Origin of the sequence: Pseudomonas lalucatii (assembly GCF_018398425.1) — a bacterium.
Taxonomy (GTDB): Bacteria; Pseudomonadota; Gammaproteobacteria; order Pseudomonadales; family Pseudomonadaceae; genus Aquipseudomonas; species Aquipseudomonas lalucatii.
Genome location: NZ_JADPMV010000002.1, coordinates 1157177 through 1180721, shown reverse-complemented (window position 1 = coordinate 1180721; position 23545 = coordinate 1157177). Strand labels below are relative to the sequence as shown.

Sequence of the window (23545 nt, the reverse complement as noted above, 5' to 3'; positions counted from 1 at the left end):
CGTGGGGCGGCAGAAAAAGCCGCGGCCGCCGGGGCAATGTCGCGATCAGTTTCGCCGCCGGTCGCGCCGCGGGGCACCGGCCGGCGGCCGCTCCCCGCCCAGGTACCAGCCCAGCGTGGCCCAGGCGGCTGCCAGGGCGGCGCCGACCAGGGCCGCCAGCAGCACGCCCTGGGCCAGGCTGTCGAGCAGGGCCTTGAACCAGGCGCTGAGGGCGTCGCCGCCGCGATAGACCAGGGTGTCGATGACGTTCTTGGCCTTGTACTTGCTGTGCGCATCCAGCGGGGCGAAGAGCATCTCCCGGCCCGGGCGGACGAAGGCGTACTCGCCGACCCGGCGCACGACCATAAGCGCCGCCAGCATGGCGAAGGTCGGCGCCAGGGCCAGGCCGAGGAAGCCCAGGCACACCAGCAGCGGCACCCCGGCCAGCAGCGCGCGCAGGCCGAGCTTCTGCGCGACCCGCCCGGTGACGAACAGCTGGGCCAGCAACGACAGCGCCTGCACGGCGAAGTCGAGCAGGCCGAACACGCGCACCTGTTGGATCGGGTCGGGGAAGGTCTGCTGCACCAGGCGCGCCTGCTCGAAGTAGAGGAAGGTGCTGGCGCTGGCCAGCAGGACGACGAAGGCGGCGATGCCCAGCAGGTAGGGCGAGGCCAGCACCCGGCCGATGCCGCTGAAGGGGTTGCCCGGCACCGGCTCGTGCGGGTGCTCGCTGGGCGGCGCGCCGGGGCGGCCGGCGCCGCCGACCGCGCGCCAGGCCATCAGCTGGCGCTTGCCTGCCAGCGCGCCGCCCAGCAGCCCGGCGGCGCAGAGCAGCAGGCCGCTATGGCCGATGGCGCCTATCAGCAGGGTGCCCAGTGCCGGGCCCGCCAGGCCGCCGCTGCTGGCGCCGGCGGCGATGAAGGCGAACAGCCGGCGCGCCTGGGCGGCATCGAACACGTCGGCCATCAGGCTCCAGGCCACCGACACCACGAACAGGTTGTAGACCGACAGCCATACGTAGAACAGCCGCGCCAGCCACACCGCATCGCCCCGGGCGAAGGCCGCGGCGAAGGCCAGCAGGTTGAGGACGAACAGGCTGTACACCCAGTCGACGTAGCGCGAGCGCGGCACCCGCGAGTTGAGCCAGGCGAACAGCGGGACGGCGCAGAGCATCAGCACGAAGGTGGCGCTGAACAACCACTGCAGGTTCTCCACGCCGCCGCGAATGCCCATGGCCTCGCGGATCGGCCTGAGCATGAAGTAGCCGGCGAACAGGCAGAACAGCAGGGCGAAGCCGCTCAGGGCCGCGCGCAACTCGGCCGGTTCGGCATTGATGCTGCCGGCCAGGCGCTGGGCGAGCGTCATGGCGCCTCCGCGGGGTCAGGCGAAGGCCCGGGCGATCCGCTCGCGCAGCGCCGCATCCGGCAGGCGGCCGAGCCCGGCCCGGAGGTTGTCGGCCATGTAGTGGGCCTTGGAAGTGGCGGGGATGGCCACGGTCACCGCCGGGTGGGCGAGGATGAACTTGAGCAGCAGTTGGGCCCAGGAGTCGGCGTCGATCTCCTTCGCCCAGTCCGGCAGCGGCCGGCCGCGCACCCGCTGGAACAGCTGGCCGCGCTGGAACGGGCGGTTGATCAGGGTGGCGATGCCGTGGTCGGCGCAGTGGGGCAGCAGGCGCTGCTCGGCGTTGCGCTCGGCCACCGAGTAGTTGAGCTGGACGAAGTCCACCGGCTCCTTGGCCAGCACCGCCAGCAGGTCGTCGTGGGCCGCCTCGCGGTAGTGGGTGATGCCGATGTAGCGCACCTTGCCCTGGGCTTTGAGCTCGCGCAACAGGGCCAGCTGGGTGCGGGTGTCCTGCAGGTTGTGCACCTGCATCAGGTCGATCCGCTCGCTCTGCAGCGCCCGCAGGCTGGCCTCGAACTGCGCCAGGCCGCGTTCGCGGCCATGGGTCGAGACCTTGCTGGCGAGAAAGGCCCGGCCCTGGTAGCCGCTGCGTCGCAGCAGCTCGCCGGTGACGGCCTCGGCGTTGCCGTAGCTCGGCGCGGTGTCGATCAGGCGGCCGCCGGCCCCGATAAAGGTGCCCATCACCTGCTCCAGCGGCGCGAGGCTGGCGTCGTCGAGGCGCACGTGGAAGGTGCGCGAGGTGCCCAGGCCGATCGCCGGCAGCAGCTCGCCGCTGGCGGGTATCGGCCGCTGCAGCAGGCCGCCGGGGGCCAGGGCGAAGGCGCGTGGCAGCAAGGGCAGGGCGGCGGCGAGACCGAGCAGGCTGGCGCCGCGCTGAATGACCTGACGGCGGCTGGGCATGCTGTCCTCCAGGGGTGCGGCCTCAGCGACTGGAAACTCGAGCGCGGCGTGCCGCGGAGCGCGCGCTTCACCGTTCGAGCATAGCCGTCGGGGCCGGCCCGCGCCGGCTCAGTTGCCCGGGTGCTCGCTCAGCACCTGCTCGGCGCCCTGGCGGTCCAGGCCTATCACCTGGTAGGCGTCGCGGATGTCGCCGCGTTCCATGCCGGGCGAGCCGGTGGGCATGCCCGGCACGGCCGCGCCGAGCAGGTCGGGGCGCTGGCGCAGCTTGAGGATGTCGGCCGCCGGTACATGGCCCTCGACGAACTGGCCGTCGATCACCGCGGTGTGGCAGGCCGCCAGGCGCGGCGGCACGCCCAGGCGCTGCTTGACCGCGGCCATGTCCGTCTCGACATGGTCGACGACAGTGAAACCGTTGTCCTGCAGGTGGCCGATCCAGGCCTTGCAGCAGCCGCAGTTGGGGTCGCGGTGCACATCGATGGTCAGGGGCTCGGCGGCCTGGACCCAGGCGCTGAACAGGGTGGCGAGGAGGAGGGCGAGGCGCATCGGGGCAGACTCCCTAGAGGTTCGGCGTGACAGGATAATGCCTGCGCCGGGTCCGCCACAGTCGCCGGCTGTTTCCGGATATGCCGGGCAGGGCCTATGCTGCTCGCTTCCGGACACGAGAAGGAGGCTGTCGATGCTGCTGGCGCGGGTGGTGCTGATCCTGCAGGTACTGGCCCTGGGCGGCCTGGGCCTGGCCTATTTCATCCGGCCCCACGAAATGGCCAACCTCAGCGGCATGCTGTTGCTGGCGCCCGCCGCGGCCACCGATGTGCGCGCCTACTATGGCGGCCTGCAGCTCGGCCTGGCGGCCTTCCTGCTGCTGGCCCTGGCGCGCCTGGAACTGCTGCGCGGCGCTCTGACCCTGCTGGTGCTGCTGTACAGCGCCCTGGCCCTGGCGCGCATCGGCGGCCTGTGGCTGGACGGCGGCGCCCAGCAGACCTTCAACCTGGCCGCCCTGCTGCTGGAGCTGGTCTCCGCCGGGCTGGCGTTCTGGGCGCTGCGCACCCTGGTGAGACTCTGAACCGGCCACTACCGGCATCCTCGGGGCGCTCGTCGGAGAGGCTTCATCCTGCATTGCAATTTGCATCGCAGAACACGAGCAATGGCCGGCTGGGCCCGCCCAGGGTAGTAGCGATTAATCCTATCTGATTGATATCTATGGATAGTTTAAAGTTGGCACGGCCCTTGATGGTGCAAGGTCAAGTGAGAACGGGTTCTCGCTTATTTGGACCGAAAATTACCGACCTTTGAGGTGTGCACCATGAAAACAATCAACAAGACGCTCGCTAGCAAGAAGCAAGGTGGTTTCGTGATGACCAGCGAACTGGTGCTGATCACCACGACCATGGTCATCGGCCTGATGGCCGGCATGGTCACCATGCGCGATGCGATCACCGCCGAGATGGAGGATGTCGCCGAGGCGATCGGCCAGCTCGACCAGTCCTACGAGTTCAACGGCATCACCAACTTCGAGGAGACCGCGGCGGTATCGGGCTCGGTGTTCGGCGACAACGTCGATACCGCGGCCGGCGACGGCGATGTCTTCACCTTCGTGGCGGCGGCGCCGATCGAGGGCGGTGGGGTGATCGTCAACTCCAATGGCGGCCAGTCGGCGCAAGCGGTCGGTACCGTATCCGCGCCCTGATCCCTGGCCTGTGACGTCCGCGTAGGCCCGGCTGCAGTGCCGGGCTCGCGGCAGCGTCCGCGTTCAGCGAGTTCGGACCTCGATAACCAGGGAGCACAGCATGAAGCGCAAGTATTCCGGCAGTACCACGGCGGCCATGGCCACGTTCCTGGTCTCGGGAGTATTGGTCAGCGTGCTCGGCGTTCGGCAGGTCGAGCGGCACAACACCCAGGAAGTCTGGGGCATCAACGGCAACTGGCCGGTCGGCACCCTGCTGCGTCCCGAGTTGCTGCGCAAGGTGCGCGTCGACAAGGACCGGCCGGGGGTCGAGGACCCCCGCCTGCTGATCGGCAAGCGCCTGACCTCCGACAAGCAGGATGGCGAGGCCATCTGGCCCGCCGAGCTGGTCAAGCCGGCGCGGTCCTGGCTGGCCCAGCAGATACCCGAGAGCAAGGTGCTCTACACCTTTACCCCGCGCAAGGGCTCGATACCCCATAGCCAGTTGCGCAATGGCGATCGTTTCGATGTGCTGGTCAGCGGCCGCAAGGGGGTCAGGACGGTGGCGCGCGATGCCCGGCTGATCGGTGCCCTGGCGCAGAGAACGCCGAGCGCCGACGCCCCCACGGGCCTGGGCAGCCTGGCCTTGCCGCCGCAGGCGCGGGACAAACCGGTCGCAGGCACGCCGCTGGTGATCGCCATCGCCCCCGAGGAGGTCTACCCGCTGGCCAGCATCGGCCCTCGCGAGAAGGTCACCATCGTCCTGCACGGTGCCGGGGAGGCCGACCCCGATCGTCAACGCATCGAGCCACAGCCGACCCATCGTCAGGTCGAGCTGCTGTCGGGCCTCAAGCGCCGCAGCGTGACGGTGGAGATGTAACCGCAGCGGCTGCGGCCCGTGCCCAGGGCCCGTCCGCTTCAGCCGCATTACGCCCTGGCCCCGCTCCTGGCTGGCCGACCTGAGACTCTTACCCCGCGACCCGCCGCCCGCGCAGGTCATGGACATCGGGTGCGCCACGCGCCTTATTTCGCGGTCGACGTCCCGTCCGGCCGCCGCCCCCTCAACCGCCGCCTCGCCTGTGTCACCGGGCAGGGGCATCCGCGTCCGCCTTCCTTCCCCCATCCCACCGATCCTGCCCCGGCCGAGTCGCCGGCACCCGCGCCATGGCGCGCAACGCCTGGCGGCGTTTTGCCAAAGCATTCCTGTATTGCGTTGCATTTTGCGAATACCGGGAAGCCATTTGCTTGGGGTTTTGCGCGAGACTCTGCGAGATATGCGTAAGTCTTTGTAATTAAACATAAAAAATAATTACAAAGGACTTGGTACGGGCTGTGCACTACCTCCTCTAAGACCGTCGCTCATGCTCCAGTTCAGGTACTCCAGGGGCGCTGACGGCCAGGGCTGGCGAGCGCTACATCGTCCAGCCGCCACCAGACAGAGAGGTCCCGCAATGAGAACCGCCAGTCTATTTCTCGGCGTCTTGCTCGCCGGATGCGCCGGGCAGGAGATGGCGCCGCCGATGCCCGAGCCGAGCCATGAGCCGGCGCGCCGCAGCCATGCCCTGGCCACCCTGGGCGCCTATGCCCACGACCGCGACCCGCAGGAGCCGGGCCCGGCGTATCACTGGCCGTACAACCGGCCGCTGGACCGAGCCGCCCTGGCGCTGCGCAGCTGTGCGGGAGAGGCCAGCCACTACCGGCTGGTCGCCCGCCTCAGCCCCTTCGAGCACGCCGGCCAGACGCTGCCCGCCGCGGTGCAGGGCGAGCTGGCGGCGCTCGCCCGGGCGCTGCTGAGCCAAGCCAGGGCGTCCAACGTGCTGATCGCCGGGCACACCGACGCGGCCGGTAGCGCGCACTACAACCAGCGCCTGTCCGAGCGGCGCGCCCGCGCCGTGTCCCGCGAGCTGATACGCCAAGGCCTGCCTGCCAGGCAGCTGCAGGTCGTCGGCTACGGCGAACATGCGCCCCTGCACCCGCTGCTGCGCAGCGAGGTCGCGCCATTGAACCGGCGGGTGGAGATCTTCACCTACCTGCCGCTGGCGGCTGGCGCCCAGGCTGCCACGCCTTGCCTGCCGGCCGTGCAGCCCCTCGCGGCGCAGCCCGCGGCCGCGCCCCTGACCGCCGAGGTGACGAAATGAAAAGTACTCGAAGCTGTTTGTTGCTGGCCTGCGCCGCGGCGCTGATCGGGCTGCTGCTGCCGACGCCGCTGCAGGCCGGCCTGACCTTCGTCGAGGATGCCAGCGGACGCCGCTCCGCCGGGTTCCGCGACCTGATCCAGTGGACCCATTCGCGGCTGCTGTTCGACAAGGAACTCAAGCGCGTGGCCATCGGCCAGGAGAAGACCCTGGAGGTGGAGATCCTCGGCGGTCGCGAACTGCTGGTGCTGGCCAAGAACGTCGGGCGTACCACGCTGATCGTCTGGTACGCCGATGGCAGCAGCGAAACCTACCTGTTCAGCGTCAGCGAAGACCTGTCGGTGCTGCGCAGCGCGCTGCACGACATTCATTCCGGCATCCGCCTGGAACCGGCGCCGGATCGTCCGGCCCTGGTGCTGCGCGGCAAGGTGCCCACGGTCAAGTACAAGGTCGCCGCCGAAGCGGCCGCCCGCCACTACCTGGGGGTGCGCCAGCAGGGCGGGGCCGGCGTGCCGGCGCAGGACCCGGGGCAGAACCTGTCCTCCGCCCTGCAGATGGTGGTGGCGGCCCAGGACGGCAACCGCGCGGGAGGCAACGCTTTGCGCCTCGACGCGCAGAGCCTGGGCGGCGACAGCCGGGTGGCGGTGATCAACCTGATCCAGGTCGAGACCCTGCCCAAGAGCATGGAGCTGAAGATCCGCGACGCCATCGCCCCCCTCGGCGGCGGCGACGTGCGCATCCGCCGGGTGATGCGTGGCGATATCGCCGATGATTACGTCGACACCCTGATCCTCGAGGGCGAGGTGCGCGACCAGGTGACCCTGACCCGGGTGCTCAACGTGGCCTCGAGCCTGTTCCTCGGCGACCAGGCGCTCGCCGATGTGGCGGTGATCGCCGACGAGTCCGGCGGTCTGCTCGACCAGCGCGGTTCGACCAAGGCGGCCGCCTCGCTGATCAGCGGCCTGGACGGCGGCGCGGGCATCCACGACAACGACCTGCGGGCCAATGTCGGCCGCGCCAAGCTGCTGTCGTTGGCCAACGGCCGCCTGCTGTCGATGATCGAGGTGCGTGACCTGCCGCAGGTGCGGGTGGCGGTGCAGATCCACGAGGTCAACCGCAATCGCCTGTACAGCTGGCGCCCGGACCTGAGCCTGGTCACCCAGGGCTACAACACCGAGGGCCTGTTCGGCCTGGGGGGGCTGGGGCAGATCCAGCCGGACAGCTCCACGGTGGAGAATGCCCTGCAGATCATCGGCGGCTCGCTGACCAACAACCTGCAGATCGGCAGCAGCCGCCTGGCCTTCGACCTGCTGTTCTCGCTGATGGAGCAGGAGGGCATCTCCCGCACCCTGTCGCGGCCGACCCTCATGGTGCTGGCCGGCGAGTCCGCGGTGTTCAGCGTCGGCGGCGAGGTGCCGGTGCCCACCGCGTTCGCCCCCACCGGACTGAAGAGCGGCGACGAGGTGGGCAACAACACCCCGGGGGTGTTCAGCGGCACCAGCTTCAAGTCCTTCGGCGTGCAGCTGAAGGTGCGCGCCATGGTCGACGAGAACGACCGCATCACCCTGGACGTCAACCCGACCGTGTCGGCCCCGGACACCCTGCTGACCCGGCAGATTTCCGGCAGTACCGGCAGCAACCTCAACAGCACGGCCTTCAATACCCGCAGCATCAGCACCACCACCCGCCTGCAGGACGGCCAGCCGCTGATCCTCGGTGGCCTGGTCTCCAGCGAGCAGTCGACCCAGGAGGACTTCACCCCCGGGGTCAACCAGATCCCGCTGCTCGGGCGCCTGGCCGAAGCCTCCAGCGACAGCGGCCAGGACCGCGAGCTGATCATAGTGGTGACGCCCACCCTGGTCCGCGAGACCCAGGGCGACGTGCACCTGTGGGCCTTCCCGTCCCCCCTCGACCTGGCGCAGCGGGCCTTGCAGCCCGGCCTGGCGCTGACCCGCCAAGAGGAGCACTGAGATGAACGCGAAACTCCTGCTACCACTCGTCCTGGCGGCGACTGCCCTCGGCGGCTGCGGCTCCCTGGGCCAGCAGCGCACCCAGGCCACCGAGGACCCCAACGTCCAGGTCGACCGGGTGCTGAGCCACTACCGCGCCACCCTGGCCAGCGGTGCGGCCTGCCACACCGCCACCCAGGGCTGGAGCGAACCGGTCGACTGCGAGGGCCTGCTGCGCGAAACCATGCAGCTGTACGCGGCCTTCCCGCACAACGAGCGGGTGATCATGCTGGCGGCGGTGCTGGCCCACCAGTCCGGGCGCGCGGCCCAGGCCGGCTACCTGCTCGACCAGCTGCTGCAGGGGCGCAAGCCGCGCCCCGAGGCCGCGGTGCTGCGCAGCCGGATCGCCCTGGAGGAGGGCAACCTGAGCCTGGCGCGGACCCTGCTCAAGCAGCAGCTGCGCCTCAACCCGCGGCACCCGCAGCTGTACGAGACCCTGGCGGCGGTGCAGTACCTGGACCGCCAGTACGCCGGCGCCTTGCACAGCCTGACGCTGGCCGAGCGGGTCGGTGCCCCCGGCTGGCGCGCGGCCTACCATCGCGGCCTGGTCTACGAAGAGCAAAACCGCCGCGCCGCGGCCTGTCAGCAGTATCGCCTGGCGACCGCCGGCAACCCGCAATTCCTGGCGCCGGAGAGCCGCTTGGTCAGTTTGTCTGGCGGCGGCTCCTGCGCGCCGACTGCCACCACCCTGGGGGGCTAGCTCATGTCTATCAGCGGTCTTGATGCGCCCGAAGTGGACCTGCGGCGCTTGCGGCAACTGCTCCATCAGCGCCTGATCGACTCGCTCGAGATGGGCGAAAGCGAGGCCCTGGCCGATAGCGCGGCGCTGCGCGAGCGCATCGATGGGCTGATCGAGCGGCTCGAGGACGACCTGGGCAAGCCGCTGGAGGCGACCCGGCGCCTGACCCTGGGTGAGGAAGTGCTGCAGGAGGTGCAGGGGCTGGGGCCGCTGGCGCCGCTGATGATCGATCCCGGCGTCTCGGACATCCTCATCAACGGCCCCCACGAGGTCTGGGTCGATCGTCGTGGCCAGCTCAGCAGGACCGCGCTGGAGTTCGACAACGAGGCGCACCTGCGGCGTTTTCTCGATCGCCTGGTGGCCGCCCAGGGCAAGCACCTGGACAGCAACTGCCCGGCCGTGGACGCCCGCCTGCCCGACGGCAGCCGTCTGCATGCGATGATTCCGCCGCTCTGCGCCAAGGGCCCGGTGGTGTCGATCCGCCGCTTCATCGAGGCCCAGGACAGCGCCGAGGCCCTGGTCGACAGCGCCATGCTCAGCCCGGCCATGCTCGATCTGTTGGGGCTGGCGGTCAGCGCGGGGCTGAACATCCTGATCGCCGGCGGCGCGGCGGCGGGCAAGACCACATTGCTCAACGGCATCTCCCAGTTCATCCCGGCGGGGGAGCGCGTGGTGACCATCGAGGAGTCGGCGGAACTGCAGCTGCGCCACCCGCACGTGGTGACCCTGGAGGCGCGCCAGGGCAATAGCGAGGGCCGCGGCCAGGTGGACCTGCGCATGCTGCTGCGCAACGCCCTGCGCATGCGCGCCGATCGCATAATAGTCGGCGAGGTGCGTGGCCACGAAGTGTTCGAGATGCTTCAGGCGATGACCGTGGGCCACGACGGCAGTCTCTCCACCGTGCACGCCAACAGCCCCGGCGATGCCCTCAAGCGCCTGGAGTCGCTGGCGCTGCTGGCCGACGTCGGCCTGCCGCGCGAGGCGATCCGCGAGATCATCGGCTCGGCCATCCAGTTGGTCGTCCAGGTGGCGCGTTTCCGCGACGGCAGCCGCTGCGTCACCAGCATCGGCGAGGTGGTCAGCGACCAGGGCCGCCTGGGGATTCGCGAGATCTTCCGCTTCCAGGCCGAGCCACTGGACGCCATGGACAACGCCGAGTCCGGCCCGGCGCTGAATCGCCGTGGCCGTCACCTGCCCGGCGCGCAGCGGCCGAGCTTCCTGGCGACCCTGGAGCAGCGCGGCTATGCCGTGCCGGCCAGCCTCGCCGCGCGGGCCGAACGCAGCGCCACGGAGGCCGGACATGGCTGAACTCTTTCTCTGGCTGCTGGCCGCCACGGCCCTGATCGCCTCGGGCATCCTGCTGCTGCGTCGCCTGGCTAGCCCCCCGGTGGCGCCGGGGCAGGAGCTGGCACTGCCGACGCCGCCGGGAGACGGCTTCGCCAGCCTGCGGGTGAAGCTGCGCATCCTCGATATCCAGCTGCGCCCGCTGCTGTTCGTCGCCGGCCTGCTGCTCAGCAGCCTGGCGGTGTGGGTGATCTTCCTCAGCCTGTTTCCCGCACAGTTGGGCCTGTCCGTGGTGGCCGGCCTGGCCTTCGTGCCGGTCAGCCTGCTGCTGCTGAACGATCTGGTGGCCTGGCGCTCGCGGCTGTTCGAGACGGTCCTGGTCGATGTGGTGGACCTGATGCAGGCCGCCGCGGCCGGCGGCACGCCGCCCCTGCTGGCCCTGCAGGTGGCCGCCGAGGCCTCCCAGGGCACCGTGCGCCAGGCCCTGGAGGACATAGTGCGGCGGATCAGGCTCGGCGCCTCGGTCGATGCTGCCTGCCAGCCGCTGCTCGGTCTGTATGCGAGCGAAGGGGTCAGGCTGTTCGCCAACACCCTGTCGTCGCGCTGGCATGCCGGCGGCGACTTCGCCGGGCTGCTGCAGGCCCTGGGCGGCATCCTGCGCGAGCGCAGCTTCTATCGTCAGCGCCTCCGGGGGCAGCTCTCCGGCGCCCGCTATGCGCTGCTGTTCGCCGCCTTCTTCCCCTACATCCTGATTCCCTTCTTCCTGTGGAAGGAGCCCGGCTGGCTGCTGCCGCTCAGCGAGCATCCCCAGGGGCCGGCCCTGGTGCTGGGCGCCTTGCTCTGCCAGATCCTCGGTTTCCTGTGGATGCGGCGAATCCTGCGGAGTGACGAATGATGAATGGCCTGTGGTTCGACCTGGCACTGTTGCTCGCGCTGCTGCTCTGCCTCGGGTTGGTCTTCGTCCTGCAGCGCCATGAGCTGAGCCTGAACGAGGAGGCCCTGCTGCTGGAGTCCGAGCGGCGGCCGGGATTACTGAGCCGCTGGCTGTTCCCGGCGCGGCTGATGCGCCAGGCCGGGATCATGCCCGAGCAACTGCGCCTGCTGTACTGGCCCTGCAAGCTGGCCCTGGCGGCGCTGCTGCCCCTGGCGCTGCTGGAGTGGCGGGGCCCCTGGAGCCAGTGGCCGGTGCTGTTCGGCACCGCGCTGTTCGGCTGCTTCGCCTTCGACCTGTGGCTGCTTCGCCGCCGCCAGCGCCGCCGGGCCCGCATCCAGAGGACCCTGAGCTTCTTCGTCGACCTGCTGCGCGCCTACCTGTCGTCCGGCTCGGCCCTGGCCCAGGCCTTCGAGCAGGCCGCGCGTTTCGGTTTCAAGGCCGACCACCCCCTGGCCCGCGAGGCCCTGCTGGTGTGCGCCGAGCTGAACGCCGGACAGTCGCTGCGCAAGGCTCTGCAGGGCATGGGTCAGCGTAGCGGGGTGCAGGAGCTGCGGCGCCTGGCTGCGGTGTTCGAGGTGGGCGCCCAGGTCGGCGCGCCGATCCTGCAGACCCTGGAAAAGCAATCGCAGATCCTGCTGGAGAAGCAACGGGCGCAGGCGGCCCAGGTGCTCAACCGCAAGAGCATGGAGATGCTCTTTCCGCTGGGCCTGGTGTGCCTGCCGATGTTCCTGCTGCTGGTGATCTTTCCCGCGGCGGTGCAGCTCTACGACACCGTGCAGATTCTCAAGCACCTGCTGTGAGCGGCGTGCCGCAGCGGCCGATCAATGGAGAGGAGAATGATCATGTCGAGCCCGAATGCCGCGAACCGCCCGCATGCCACGGGGCCGCGCAAGGCCCAGGGCGGCTTCGTCATCACCGTCGAACTGCTGTTACTGGTCACCATCCTGGTGCTGGGCAGCCTGGTCGGCATAGTGGCGATTCGCGACGCCCTGGTTAAGCGCTATGTCAGCCAGCAGGCGCAGAAGGCCATAGTCGTCGATGCCCAGGGCAAGGTACTGGGCGAGGCGGCCGACTTCGACGAGCACGACGCGCCCCGGCTGTTCTATATCGACCGCAGCCAGGCGCGCAACTACCGCACCCTGATCGGCATCCGCGACGATCGCTTCACCAGTCGCGAGCCGCTCTACTACGCCGGCAACAGCTGCGAGGGCGAACCCTGCATCAAGCGCGTCAGCGACGAGTCGAGCGACAACGATGGGGTCGACGGTATCTCTGGGTCGGGTAGCGTCAGCTATTTCAACGCCCTGCAGGGCCAGCCCAACTATGCCGTCGGCCAGGGCGCCGGCGGCTTGCCCGGCGCCCTGTACCGCGAGACGGCGCAGAGCTGCCCGATAGCGGTCGCCGACATAGGCTCGCGCTGGATTTCGCAGAAGGTGGTGGCGGGCTCGCCCTGCGAGGCCATTGCCCTCGAGGCCACAGGCACCGAGCCGGCCTACAGCGCCTGCCTGGTCAGTGTTCCGGAGCCCTGCGACTGCCCGGCCGACTACGAGGACGAGGGCGACGTGCTGGATAACTACCTGCCGGCGATCAACGACCGTATGGACAGCATCCGCACCGGCATCAATCTGCTGCTGCCGCCGGGTCAGCGTCTCGACCCCGTGGAGGTGGGCAGCCTGTGTTGCCCCCAGGCCCTGTCCCTGCAGACCGAAGAGCTGGTCGATGCGGCGGTCTTCGTGGCGATCAACCGGGTGTTGGCGGAGTCGAACGTCAACGACAACGTCAAGCCGCTGATCGATGAGATCCTCGCGCCGCTGCAAGGCGAGATCCTCTGCGAGGCGTTCGTCCAGCTGCAGGCGACCGCGCCGGTCGCCGACCCCAACGATCCCACGCGGAACGCCCTGGAGGCCTTCGCCGCGCCGTTCCGGGTGAACCTGCCAGCGGCAGCTGGCGACAGCGCCTGGCGCACCGTTGCGCCGACCGGCGAGGGCAGCTTCGCCCCCTGAACCCACCCTCGCCAAGGGGTGCCCGAGTTCGTGGCGGGCACCCCGACGGCCTCAACTCGCGCGATTGCTCAGCTCCTTTCGCCCTTCCCGCCGCAGCGTCCGTACGCCTCCCCCTCACTGCCGTATCCAAGTCGGCGTAACGCGCCTTGGTGTTCCGGCCTTGCCAGGTCGTGAGGCCGAGGGCCGGCGTCATCGACGAGACAGATCTGTTGGCGGGGCGAACTTGGGCGCAGGCGTGCGGCGCGTGCAGGCGAGTCCGCTAGAAACGCAGGGAGCGATAGGGGAGAGGGGCGCTGTCGCCGGGAAGATCCGGCGCGGTATTGCGCCATATGCGCGCGGCTGGAACGAGGTTGAAACGCCCGGTGTATCGGCAACCCGGGCGCTGCGGCGAGGGCCCGTCAGAGGACCTGCCGTGGCAGGAGGAACCGCTGTTCGATGTCGTCGGCGCTCATCGGCCGGCCGGTGAGGTAGCCCTGGATCAGCTGGCAACCGCGCTCGCGCAGGTAGTGCAGCTGGTTTTCGGTCTCGATGCCTTCGGCCACCAGGGTCAGCTCAAGCGCATGGCCGAGGGCGATGATGGTGTCGACGATGCTGTAGGTCTGCCGCGCATCGCCGATCTCGCTGACGAAGGCGCGGTCGATCTTCAGGATGTCGATCGGGAAGGACTTGAGCATGCTCAGGGACGAGTGCCCGGTGCCGAAGTCGTCGATGGCGATGCGCACGCCACGGGCCCTGATCCGTTCCAGCAACGCCAGCACATGGCTCTGCTCCACCAGCACGCTCTCGGTGATCTCCAACTCGATCGCCTCAGCCGGCACGTCGCAGCGCTCGAGCAGGCTGAACAGCTGCCGGTCGACCTGGCGCTGGTTGAGTTGGTGTCCCGAGACGTTGACCGCGATCGGCACCTGGGCGTGTCCTGCCTGGCGCCATGCGCGGCTCTGCTGGCAGGCCCGCTCCAGCACGAACTCGCCCAGCGGCAGGATCAGGCCGCTCTCCTCGGCCAGGGGGATGAACTCCGCCGGCGAGATGGCGCCGAGCTCCGGATGGGTCCAGCGGCACAATGCCTCCAGGCTCTTGAGCTGGCCGTTGTGGGCGCAGACCTTGGGCTGGTAGAGCAGCTCCAGTTCACCCTGGGCGATGGCCCGGCGCAGGGCGGACTCCAGCAGCAGGCTGCGCTGGCTTTCGCGCTGCAACGCCGGGGAGTAGACCAGCGGCTCGCTCAACTGCCGCTGGCTGGCCTTCTGTGCCGCCAGCCCGCTCATCTTGAACAGTTCATCGACGTTGCCGTTCGCCGCCTCGGTGCTGACGATGCCCGCGCGCAGAGGCAGGCGGAACTCGTACTGGTCGACCTGGATGGGCTCTTCGACCGCCTGGCACACCCGCCGCAGCAGGGCGTCCAGCGCCTCGCGTTCGTCGCCGAGCAGCAGATGGAAGTCCGCCTCGCCGGTGCGGGCGATAAAGGGCAGGTCGCCGGCGCCGCTGGGATCGAGCTGGCGACTCGCGCCGCTGGCCTCGACCAGGGTGTCGGCCAGCACGCGGATGAGCTGGTCGGCGGTCTTGCTGCCGACGCTTCTGCTGACGCTCGGGTAGCTGGCGAAGCTCAGTTGCAGCATGCACAGGGCCTGCTCCGGCGCGGCGTCCAGCTGGCGCTGGGCCATCTGCAGGAAGCAGGCGCGGTTGGCCAGGCCGGTCTGGCCGTCGCTCAGCGACAGCTGTTCGATGCGGCGCTGCTGGCGCACCTGGCGGCTGATGTCGCGCAGGATGCACATCACGTCGTTGGCGGCACTGGCGACGAAGCGGACCTCGTAGATGCTCTCCTCGGCCCCCGGCCAGGCGATCTGCAGTGCCGTGGTATCGCCGTGCAGGGCCCGCTGCAGGGCCTGGGCGGGGTCGAACCGGGGCACTCCGGAGAAGATCTCGCGGATGCTGCTGCCGATCGCCGAACGCATTCGCAACAGACTCGGACAGGCCTCGGGGAATTTCGAGGCCAGCAGGATGCCCTCGGCATCGAAGCGCAGGATGGTATCGGGGATCGCGTGCAGCAGGGCATTCTGGCTGGCGCGCTGGTTATCCAGCTCGGCGTGGTTGCGCTGCGCCTGGACGATATGGCGCACGCGCTTGGCCAGCACCGTGGCGCTCAGCGGCTTGGTGACATAGTCGATGGCGCCGACCTGGGTGGCGCGGCGGATCGACTCCTGATCCTCCATGCCGGTGAGCATCACCACCGGCGTCGAGGCATGGCCGGGCAGTTGCTTGAGCCGCTCGCAGGCGGCGAAGCCGTCCATGCCGGGCATGCGCACGTCCATCAGCACTATGTCGAAGGCCTGCCGGCTGGCCAGTTCCACGGCCTGCTGGCCGTTGGCCGCCTCGCTGATCCGCAGGCCCTCGTTGGACAGGGCCAGCTGCAGGTGCATGCGGATCAGCTCGTCATCGTCGACCACCAGCACCGACAGCGGCCTTTCCGCGCCCTGTGCCGGCTGCCACAGCCTGGTTTGCGCGTCCGATTCAGCCATGGTCCTTCTCCCGTTCGATAGCTGGACTTGGCAAGGCTTCCAGCGAGAACCATGCCAGGCACTACCGGCAAAGCATAAACCACGACGGAGCGGGGCCAGGTCCTGGCGAGGCGCAGGAGGCGGCCGCAGTTTTTTGCAAAATGGGTCTAGAGTTGCAGGGCCTATTCGCAAAATGCAAAGCAAAGTGCGAAAAATCACGGCTCGGCCGGCCCTTTACGGCGAAAGGCGAGGCGTTCTGCGGCTGGTCCTGAATTTGCTTCGTACTTTTCGACACCGCCATTCGAGCCCCGATCATGAGCAAGCCACGCGTGACCTCCCGCCACCCCTTCCTGCCTCGTGCCGTGCTGCTGCTCGGCCTGGGCCTGGCCCAGACCAGCGGCGCGCAGGTGCTGACCCTGGGGGTGGTGCCACAGCAGCCGGCGGCCAAGCTGTACTCCCTGTGGCAGCCGCTGATCGAGCAGGTCCGCAGCGCCAGCGGGATCGAACTGGTGTTCAAGACCGCAGCGGACATCCCGGCCTTCGAGGATGCCCTGCACCGCGGCGACTATGACCTGGCCTACATGAACCCCTACCATTACTCGGTCTTCAGTCGGGCCAGCGGCTACAACGCGCTGGCGGCGCAGTCGCCGGGGCGGCTCAAGGGGCTGATCGTGGTGCGTCGCGACAGCCGCTTCAAGCGCCTGGAGGACCTGGCCGGCGAGCAAATGGTGTTTCCCTCGCCGGCGGCCTTTGCCGCCTCGCTGCTCACCCGCCGGGAGCTGGCCGCCCGCGGTATCCCGGTCGCGGTGAAGTTCGTGCGCAGTCACGATTCGGTGTACTTCAACGTGCAGCGCGGTTTCGCCGCGGCCGGTGGCGGCGTGCGCCGCACGCTCGATAGCACCAGCCCGGCGGCGCGCGAGTCGCTGCGGGTACTGTGGCAGTCGCCGGGCTACCCGCCCCATCCCATCGCCGCGCACCCCCGCGTAGGGCCAGCGCGCCAGCTGCAGGTGCAGCAGGCGCTGATCGACCTGAGCGCATCGGCGCGAGGCCGGCAGCTGCTGAAAAAACTGAGGATCCACGCCTTTGCCGCGGTCGACCACGGCGATTACGCGGCGATAGGCGCGTTGGACTGGCAGGGCCTGCCGGGCACGCTGGAGGCGCAGGACGGGCCGGGAGGCGAGACGCCATGATCTCCTTCCGGCTGAAGGTCATCCTCGGGATCGCCCTGGTCGAGACCCTGATCCTGATCGGTCTGGTGTGGACCAGCCTGTACTTCCTGCGCGTGTCCAACGAGCAGTCCTTCACCGAGCGTTTCGACGCCGAGGCGGAGGAGTTGGCGGTGCTGGTGCGCGACGCCGTGGTGTCGTCGGACCTGGCGGCGCTGGAGGCGGTGGCCGAGAGCGTGATGGCCAACAGTGACAGCCTGTACCTGCGCATTCGCGACAACCAGCGGGTGCTGGTGGACCGCGGCTCCAGCCCGCAGCATCCGCTCGGCCGGGAGCCGGACCTTAGGGTGGCGGCGGTGGCCGATGGCGTGTTCGATGTGCAGAAGGTGATCTACGTCGACGAATTCCCGGTCGGCTACCTCGAACTGGGTATGGCCACCACCGCGTTCGAGCGGTTGTTCGGCGAGGCCCGCGACCGCCTGATCGTGATCGCCGTGCTGGCGTTGTTGCTGGTGGTGGCGACCTCCTGGCTGATCGGCGTGCTGCTGACCCGGGACCTGAGCAGTCTGCGCGCCGGTCTCAACCGGATCGAGCGGGGGGAAACCGATGCGCCCCTCGGCGTGGTCACCAGTCGCGAGTTCCACGACCTGGCCCTGGCTTTCAATCGTATGTCCCGCGCGCTGAGCCAGCGCGAACAGGAGCGCCAGCAGGCCGAGCAGGGTCTGCTGCAGGCCAAGGAGGCGGCGGAGAAGGCCAACCAGGCCAAGTCCGACTTCCTCGCCCACGTCACCCACGAGATCCGCTCGCCGCTCAACGCCATGATGGGCTGCGTCGATCTGCTGGCCGAGAGCGCGCTTAACGACAGCCAGCAGCTGTACATCGAGTCGGCGCAACAGTCGGCCAGCGTGCTGCTGGCGCTGATCAACAACATCCTCGACTTCGCGCGCATCGAGTCCGGGGCCCTGGACCTGGTCAGCGCGCCTTTCGATCTGGTGGAGCTGTGCGAGTCGGCCCTGGCGGTCAAGGCGCTGCAGCTCAGCGACCGGCAGATCGACCTGGGCATGCTCTACGAGCCCGACCTGCCGCGCCGCTGCCTGGGCGACGAGGCGCGTCTGCGCCAAGTGCTGCTGAACCTGATCGACAATGCCATCAAGTTCACCCGCGAGGGCGGGGTTATCCTGCGCCTGCAGCTGGCCGAGCGCGAGGGCGAGCGCTTCACCCTGGAGTGTTCGGTCAGCGATACCGGGATCGGCATTCCCGCGCTCAAGCAGGCGGCGATCTTCGAGGCCTTCACCCAGGTCGACAGCACCGACGCGACCCTGCATGGCGGCGCCGGTCTGGGCCTGTCGATCTGCAGCCGCCTGGTCGAAGCCATGGGCGGCTCGATTCGCCTCGACAGCAGCCTGGGGCAAGGCTCGACCTTCAGCTTCCGCGTGCCGCTGGGCATCGTCGAAGACGGGCCGGCGCCGCGGCCGTTGTCGGGGAACGCCTGGGTGGTGTCGTCGAATTCGGTGCTGGCCGATGTGCTGGTGCGCCAGCTGAACCTGTTCGGCCTGAGCACGCAGGCGTGCGCCGGTGTGAGCGGGGCGCCGGAGACAGTACCGGGCTGGCTGTTCCTCGACGCCGCCGAGGCGCTGGATGCGCCCGCCCGGCACCGGCTCGAGAGTGTCCAGCGCGCCGGCGCGCGGCTGGTACTGATGGCGGACCGCAAGCGTCTCGCCACCTCGGTCATGGGGCCGGGCAGCGGCAGCTGCGAGGTGATCGAGAAGCCGGTGTGCTACTCGCGGCTGTTGCAGCTGTTGGAACTGGCCCCGCGCCCTTCGCGCTCGTCCGGCACCGCCGCCCCGGCACCGCGCCGGCAGGGGCGGATTCTGCTGGCCGAGGACAGCCCGGCCAATCAGCTGGTGGCGGTCACCCAGCTCGAGCAAGCCGGCTACCAGGTCGCGGTCGCCGAGAACGGCCATCAGGTGCTGGAGCTGCTGGGGCAGGCGTCTTTCGACCTGGTCCTGATGGACGTGCGCATGCCGTCCATGGACGGTCTCGAGGCCACCCGGCGCATCCGCGAGGGGCAGGCGGCCTATGCCGCCATCCCGATCATCGCCCTCACCGCCAACGCCATGCGCGAAGATACCCAGCGCTGCCGGGCGGTGGGCATGAACGGCTTCGTCGGCAAGCCGTTCACCCGCGAATCCCTGCTCCAGGCCATCGACGGCTGCCTGGTGCAGGCCGACCCATCCCACACAGAGGCGGATACCATGTCTGGATTGAAACTGATGGACGAGGCCATTCTCACGCGCCTGGCGGCGGAAACCTCCGATGCGATGCTCGAACGGATGATCGGGCTGTTCGTCAACGAGGCGCAGCGGCGCATGGACGCCATTCACGAGCACCTGGCCCGGCTGGACTGCCACGGCGTGGAGGACGAGGCGCATACCCTCAAGAGCAATGCCGCCACCTTCGGCGCCAGCCAGCTCTCGGCGCTGGCTCGGGAGATCGAGTCGGCGTGCAAGCGCATGGATCGGGAGCGGGTGGCCCAGCTGCTGCCGGAAACCAGCGATACCCTGCGCATTACCCTGGCGGCCTACCGCCAGCGCTTCAATATCAGCCAACCGGCCTAGTGGAGAACATCGATGCGCGAGAGTGGAGCAAACACCTCGGTGCTGTTGGTCGAAGACAGCCTGCCCCTGGCCACCCTGTACCGCGAGTACCTCGACGCCAAGGGCTATGACGTGGTGCACGCGGCAAGCGGCAAGGACGCGCTCCTGGCGCTCGGCGAGGCGCGCTTTCAACTGGTGCTGCTGGACCTCAGCCTGCCGGACATGCATGGCTTCGAGGTCCTGCGTTTCATCAACGAGAAGGCCATAGACGTGGCGGTGGTGGTGGTCACCGCCAACGACTCGGCCAGTGTGGCCATGGACGCGGTGCACCTGGGCGCGGTGGATTTCCTGACCAAGCCCATAGATGCCAGCCGCCTGCTGGTCACCGTCAACAACGTGCTCAAGCAGCACCGCCTCGAGGACATGCTCGACAGCTACCAGCAATGCTACGAACGTGAGCAGTTCGAGGGCCTGGTCGGCGCCTCGCCGGTAATGCAGGGGGTCTACCGGGTCATCGAGAGTGCGGCGTCCAGTCGTGCCAGCATCTTCATCACCGGCGAGAGCGGCACCGGCAAGGAGCTGTGCGCCGAGGCGGTCCATCGCCTCAGTGACAGGGCCGGGCAGGCCTTCCTGACCATCAACTGCGCCGCCATTCCCCGCGACCTGATGGAGAGCGAGATATTCGGCCACGTGAAGGGCGCGTTCACCGGCGCCCACAGCGAGCGCGACGGCGCGGCGACTCTGGCCGACGGCGGCACGCTGTTTCTCGACGAACTCTGCGAGATGGATCTGGACCTGCAGAGCAAGCTGCTGCGCTTCATCCAGTCCGGGACCTTCCAGAAGGTCGGTTCCAGCGTCAGCCAGCAGGTCGATATCCGCTTCGTCTGCGCGACCAACCGCGATCCGCTGGAGGAGGTGCGAGCCGGGCGCTTTCGCGAGGATCTGTACTATCGCCTGCACGTGATCCCCTTGCGCCTGCCGCCGCTGCGCGAACGCGGCGGCGACTGCCTGCTGATCGCCCGCAAGCTGCTCCAGGACATCTGCGCCCGGGAGAACAAGGCGTTCCAGGGCTTCTCCAAGGAGGTGGAGGCGATCATGCGTGCCTATCCCTGGCCCGGCAATGTGCGCGAGCTGGAGAACGTCATCATGAACATGGTGGTGCTCGGCGAGGGCGAGCAGCTGACCGTCGAGATGCTGCCCGAGTCGTTGCACGCCATCCTGCAGAAGGGGGTGGTGGACACGCAGGGCTCGAGCCCCGCGGCCCGCACGCGTCCGGCCGCCTCCGCCGCGGAACGCGAGGACCAGGAGATCAGCCCCCTGTGGCTGGAGGAGAAGCGCATCATCGAGCGCGCCATCGCCATCTGCGGCGGCAACTTGCCGAAGGCGGCGGCGCTGCTGGAGGTCAGTGCCTCGACCCTGTACCGCAAGCGCCAGGCCTGGGAAAAGGCGGCGGTGGACGCGGTGCTTGGCTAAATGCCCAGCAATTTGCTTTGCATTTTGCGAAGCAAATTGCCTGAGGCGCGGTAATGCCGCGCGAAGGGCGCCGCGCGAGATTCCCGCCGGTTATTCGGTTTGTTTAAATAAATTCATATATTTCAGTTGCTTGTCTTGGATGGATAAGGCGTGCGAGGGGACTGGCATTTTGCTTCGCGCGCCTGCGTAGGGCTGGCCTGGGTTTTGCGAAGTACCACTGCATGACAGAGGAGACTTCGTTCATGAGCAGAAACGCCAACGACCCGCTAGCCACACCGCCAGCACGCGCCACGCGCCGTCGCTGGTGGCAGCAATGGTTGGCCGCCGCCTGCCTGGCGGCGTTGCTTGGAGCGGTCAACCTGGTCGCTTTGCAGGCCTATTTCCAGGAGGACGCCCGGGCCAGCCGCCTGGCCGAGGAGCAGGCGGTGCTGCAGCAGTTGTCGATCGTGCGCGCCCAGCTGGAGTCCTACCTCAATGGCGACCTCTACCAGGTGAAGGGCTTGATCGGCCTGCCGATGGCCAGCGCGCAGGTCGACGAGCGCCTGTTCGCGCGCATCGCCGCGGAGCTGGCCGGCAACGACGAGCACATCAGGAGCCTGCAGCTGGCGCCCGACGGCATCGTCACCCATGTCTGGCCCTACGAGGCCAACCGGGGGGCCATCGGTCACGACCTGCTGGGCGACCCGGCCCGCCGCGAAGCCGCGCAACGGGCGATCGACTCGCGGCAGCTGTGGGTGGCCGGGCCGGTCGAGCTGATCCAGGGCGGCACCGCGATCATTGGCCGCTACCCGATCTTCGTCAACGACGACGCCCGCGAGCAAGAGCGTTTCTGGGGCTTCGCCACGGTGCTGATCGACTGGTACTCCATCGTCGAGCGGGCCCGTCAGGCGGCGGGCGACGCCGGCGACATCGAGATCGCCATCCGCGGCAAGGACGGCCTGGGTGCCGACGGCGAGCAGTTGTACGGTCAGCCCGAGGTGTTCGCCGACTCGCCGATCACCATGGACGTGGTGCTGCCCGGCGGCATCTGGCAACTGGCCGGGGTGCCGGCCTCGGGCTGGCTGGCCACGGCGAGCCACCGGCTGGAGTTGCGCGTGCTGCTCTATGTCCTGGCGCTGCTCCTGGCGGGCGGTTTCTATGCCCTGCTGCGTCTGCCGGTGCGCTTGCGGCGCATGGTGGACGAGGCCACCGACAACCTGCGCCGCAGCGAGAACCGTCTGGTCGATGCCATCGAGGCCATTCCCGACGCCTTCGCCATCTTCGACGCCGAGGACCGGCTGGTGCTGTGCAACGCCAACTTCCGCCGTACCTACCAACTCAGTGCACCGGTCATCCAGGCAGGCACCTCGGCCAGCAATATCATCCAGTACGGCATCGAGCAGGGCCAGTTCGCCGCCGTCGAGGGCGAGGGGGCCATGGCCGGGCAGCTCAAGGTCAAGCTGGACCAGCATGTCCGTGGCGAATCCTATGAGGAGCAGCTGAGCGATGGCCGGGTGCTGCGGGTCATCCAGCGGCGCATGCGCGACGGCGGCCTGGCCGGCATCCGCGTCGACATCAGCGACCTCAAGGCCAAGGAGCGCGAGCTGACCGAGGCCAAGCGCCGCGCGGACGCCTCCAACGAGGCGAAGAGCGCCTTCCTGGCCACTGTCAGCCATGAGCTACGCACGCCGCTCAACGTGGTGATCGGCATCCTCTCCGCTTTCGAGTCGAGCCCCCGTCTCTCGTTCGAGGAGCGGGGGCGGCTGTCGGTGGCCAACCGTTCCGGCAAGCATCTGCTGTCGCTGGTCAACGAGATACTCGACCTGGCCCGCATCGAGTCCGGCAAGCTGGAGCTGGAGGTCGCGCCGTTCCGCCTGCTCGACCTGGTGAAGCCGGCGCTCAACTACGCCGAGTCCAGCTGCGAGCGCAAGGGCCTGGCCTTCGACTACCAGGCCGGAACAGGGCTGCCGCTGCAGTGCCTGGGCGATACCGTGCGCCTGCGCCAGATACTCTTCAACCTGTTGGCCAATGCGGTGAAGTTCACCGCGGCTGGCTTGGTGCGCCTGTCCGTCGCTGCCGCGCCGGCGGCAGAGGGGCGGCTGCAGCTGCGCTTCTGCGTCGATGACTCCGGGCCGGGTATCGAGCCGGCGCAGCGCGGCCAGCTGTTCCAGGCCTTCGCCCAGGGCGATGATTCCCTCACCCGCGAGCATAATGGGGTCGGCCTGGGGCTGGCGATCTCCCGCCGCCTGGCGCGAATGATGGGCGGCGATATCGAGGTCGACGACTCGCCGCTAGGCGGCGCGCGCTTCATCGTCAGCCTGACCCTGGCCTGCTCGGCCGTCGAGCCTGTCACCAGGGCGGCGCAGGACCGCGCGCCGGTAACGCACGAACAGGCGAGCCGGCGCATCCTGGTGGTGGATGACTCGCCGAGCAACCAGCTGGTGGTCGAGTGCCTGCTCGAGGGCCAGGGGCACGAACTGCACTATGCCGACAGTGGCACACAGGCCATCGAGCTGGTCCAGCAGCAGACGTTCGACCTGATCCTGATGGACATCTCGATGCCGCAGATGACCGGGGTGGAGGCGACCCGGCGCATCCGCACCCTGCTGGGCGAGCATTGCCCCAAGGTGGTGGCGGTCACCGCACACACCATGGCGGGGGACAGGGAGCGCTATCTGGCCGAGGGGCTGGACGGTTTCATCGCCAAGCCGATCGACAAGCCGGAGCTGCTGCAGGCCATCGCCACTTGCCGGCCTGGCGCCGAAGTCTGAGTCCCTGCTGTCCGGAGCGC

General features: G+C 68.9%; 18 protein-coding genes. 14 read left to right on the top strand and 4 right to left on the bottom strand.

Annotation, left to right across the window (positions count from 1 at the left end; all coding sequences use genetic code 11):
* Window positions 1-45: 45 nt before the first annotated feature.
* The 3 genes from I0D00_RS18925 to I0D00_RS18915 all read right to left on the bottom strand — a co-directional run bounded on the left by I0D00_RS18925 (window position 46) and on the right by I0D00_RS18915 (window position 2823).
* Window positions 46-1344 (bottom strand): NTP/NDP exchange transporter, encoded by a 1299-nt coding sequence (locus I0D00_RS18925; RefSeq protein WP_213641358.1) that lies wholly within the window; start codon window positions 1342-1344, stop codon window positions 46-48.
* 15 nt (window positions 1345-1359) lie between these two features.
* On the bottom strand, window positions 1360-2280 hold the full coding sequence (locus I0D00_RS18920; RefSeq protein WP_213641357.1) for an aldo/keto reductase: 921 nt from the start codon (window positions 2278-2280) through the stop codon (window positions 1360-1362).
* Window positions 2281-2388: 108 nt separating this feature from the next.
* Entirely contained in the window at window positions 2389-2823 is a 435-nt protein-coding gene (locus tag I0D00_RS18915; RefSeq protein WP_213641356.1) for a DUF411 domain-containing protein, read from the bottom strand.
* A 133-nt stretch (window positions 2824-2956) separates the two neighbouring features.
* Here I0D00_RS18915 and I0D00_RS18910 point away from each other — a divergent pair, with 133 nt between their 5' ends.
* The 10 genes from I0D00_RS18910 to I0D00_RS18865 all read left to right on the top strand — a co-directional run bounded on the left by I0D00_RS18910 (window position 2957) and on the right by I0D00_RS18865 (window position 13047).
* A complete protein-coding gene (locus I0D00_RS18910; protein ID WP_213641355.1) occupies window positions 2957-3343 on the top strand; it encodes a DUF4345 family protein in 387 nt (128 codons plus the stop codon).
* 240 nt (window positions 3344-3583) lie between these two features.
* On the top strand, window positions 3584-3967 hold the full coding sequence (locus I0D00_RS18905) for a hypothetical protein (RefSeq protein ID WP_213641354.1): 384 nt from the start codon (window positions 3584-3586) through the stop codon (window positions 3965-3967).
* A 100-nt stretch (window positions 3968-4067) separates the two neighbouring features.
* Complete coding sequence (locus I0D00_RS18900) at window positions 4068-4823, top strand: CpaB family protein (RefSeq protein WP_213641353.1); 756 nt, start codon at window positions 4068-4070, stop codon at window positions 4821-4823.
* 571 nt (window positions 4824-5394) lie between these two features.
* On the top strand, window positions 5395-6081 hold the full coding sequence (locus I0D00_RS18895) for an OmpA family protein (RefSeq protein WP_213641352.1): 687 nt from the start codon (window positions 5395-5397) through the stop codon (window positions 6079-6081).
* The gene (locus I0D00_RS18890) at window positions 6078-8048 is read left to right on the top strand and encodes a pilus assembly protein N-terminal domain-containing protein (protein ID WP_213641351.1); all 1971 of its coding nucleotides are present in this window, start codon (window positions 6078-6080) and stop codon (window positions 8046-8048) included. The genes I0D00_RS18895 and I0D00_RS18890 overlap by 4 nt, the downstream gene beginning before the upstream one ends.
* Window position 8049: 1 nt before the next feature.
* Window positions 8050-8787: a tetratricopeptide repeat protein gene (locus tag I0D00_RS18885; protein WP_213641350.1), complete on the top strand. Its 738-nt coding sequence runs from the start codon at window positions 8050-8052 to the stop codon at window positions 8785-8787.
* Window positions 8788-8790: 3 nt separating this feature from the next.
* The gene (locus tag I0D00_RS18880) at window positions 8791-10134 is read left to right on the top strand and encodes a TadA family conjugal transfer-associated ATPase (RefSeq protein WP_213641349.1); all 1344 of its coding nucleotides are present in this window, start codon (window positions 8791-8793) and stop codon (window positions 10132-10134) included.
* On the top strand, window positions 10127-11005 hold the full coding sequence (locus tag I0D00_RS18875) for a type II secretion system F family protein (RefSeq protein WP_213641348.1): 879 nt from the start codon (window positions 10127-10129) through the stop codon (window positions 11003-11005). Before I0D00_RS18880 ends, I0D00_RS18875 begins: the two co-directional genes overlap by 8 nt.
* Complete coding sequence (locus I0D00_RS18870; protein WP_213641347.1) at window positions 11002-11844, top strand: type II secretion system F family protein; 843 nt, start codon at window positions 11002-11004, stop codon at window positions 11842-11844. Before I0D00_RS18875 ends, I0D00_RS18870 begins: the two co-directional genes overlap by 4 nt.
* A gap of 42 nt (window positions 11845-11886) precedes the next feature.
* Window positions 11887-13047, top strand: a complete 1161-nt coding sequence (locus tag I0D00_RS18865; protein WP_213641345.1) for a hypothetical protein — start codon at window positions 11887-11889, stop codon at window positions 13045-13047.
* A gap of 398 nt (window positions 13048-13445) precedes the next feature.
* On the opposite strand, the gene I0D00_RS18860 is transcribed toward I0D00_RS18865, so the two are convergent.
* Window positions 13446-15560, bottom strand: a complete 2115-nt coding sequence (locus I0D00_RS18860) for a putative bifunctional diguanylate cyclase/phosphodiesterase (RefSeq protein ID WP_213641344.1) — start codon at window positions 15558-15560, stop codon at window positions 13446-13448.
* A gap of 293 nt (window positions 15561-15853) precedes the next feature.
* Here I0D00_RS18860 and I0D00_RS18855 point away from each other — a divergent pair, with 293 nt between their 5' ends.
* The 4 genes from I0D00_RS18855 to I0D00_RS18840 all read left to right on the top strand — a co-directional run bounded on the left by I0D00_RS18855 (window position 15854) and on the right by I0D00_RS18840 (window position 23525).
* A complete protein-coding gene (locus I0D00_RS18855) occupies window positions 15854-16729 on the top strand; it encodes a phosphate/phosphite/phosphonate ABC transporter substrate-binding protein (protein WP_213641343.1) in 876 nt (291 codons plus the stop codon).
* Complete coding sequence (locus I0D00_RS18850; protein WP_213641342.1) at window positions 16726-19323, top strand: response regulator; 2598 nt, start codon at window positions 16726-16728, stop codon at window positions 19321-19323. The genes I0D00_RS18855 and I0D00_RS18850 overlap by 4 nt, the downstream gene beginning before the upstream one ends.
* Window positions 19324-19335: 12 nt before the next feature.
* Window positions 19336-20775, top strand: coding sequence for a sigma-54-dependent transcriptional regulator (locus I0D00_RS18845; RefSeq protein ID WP_213641341.1), 1440 nt, complete (start codon window positions 19336-19338; stop codon window positions 20773-20775).
* Window positions 20776-21017: 242 nt separating this feature from the next.
* Window positions 21018-23525 (top strand): response regulator, encoded by a 2508-nt coding sequence (locus tag I0D00_RS18840; RefSeq protein WP_213641340.1) that lies wholly within the window; start codon window positions 21018-21020, stop codon window positions 23523-23525.
* Window positions 23526-23545: the final 20 nt, after the last annotated feature.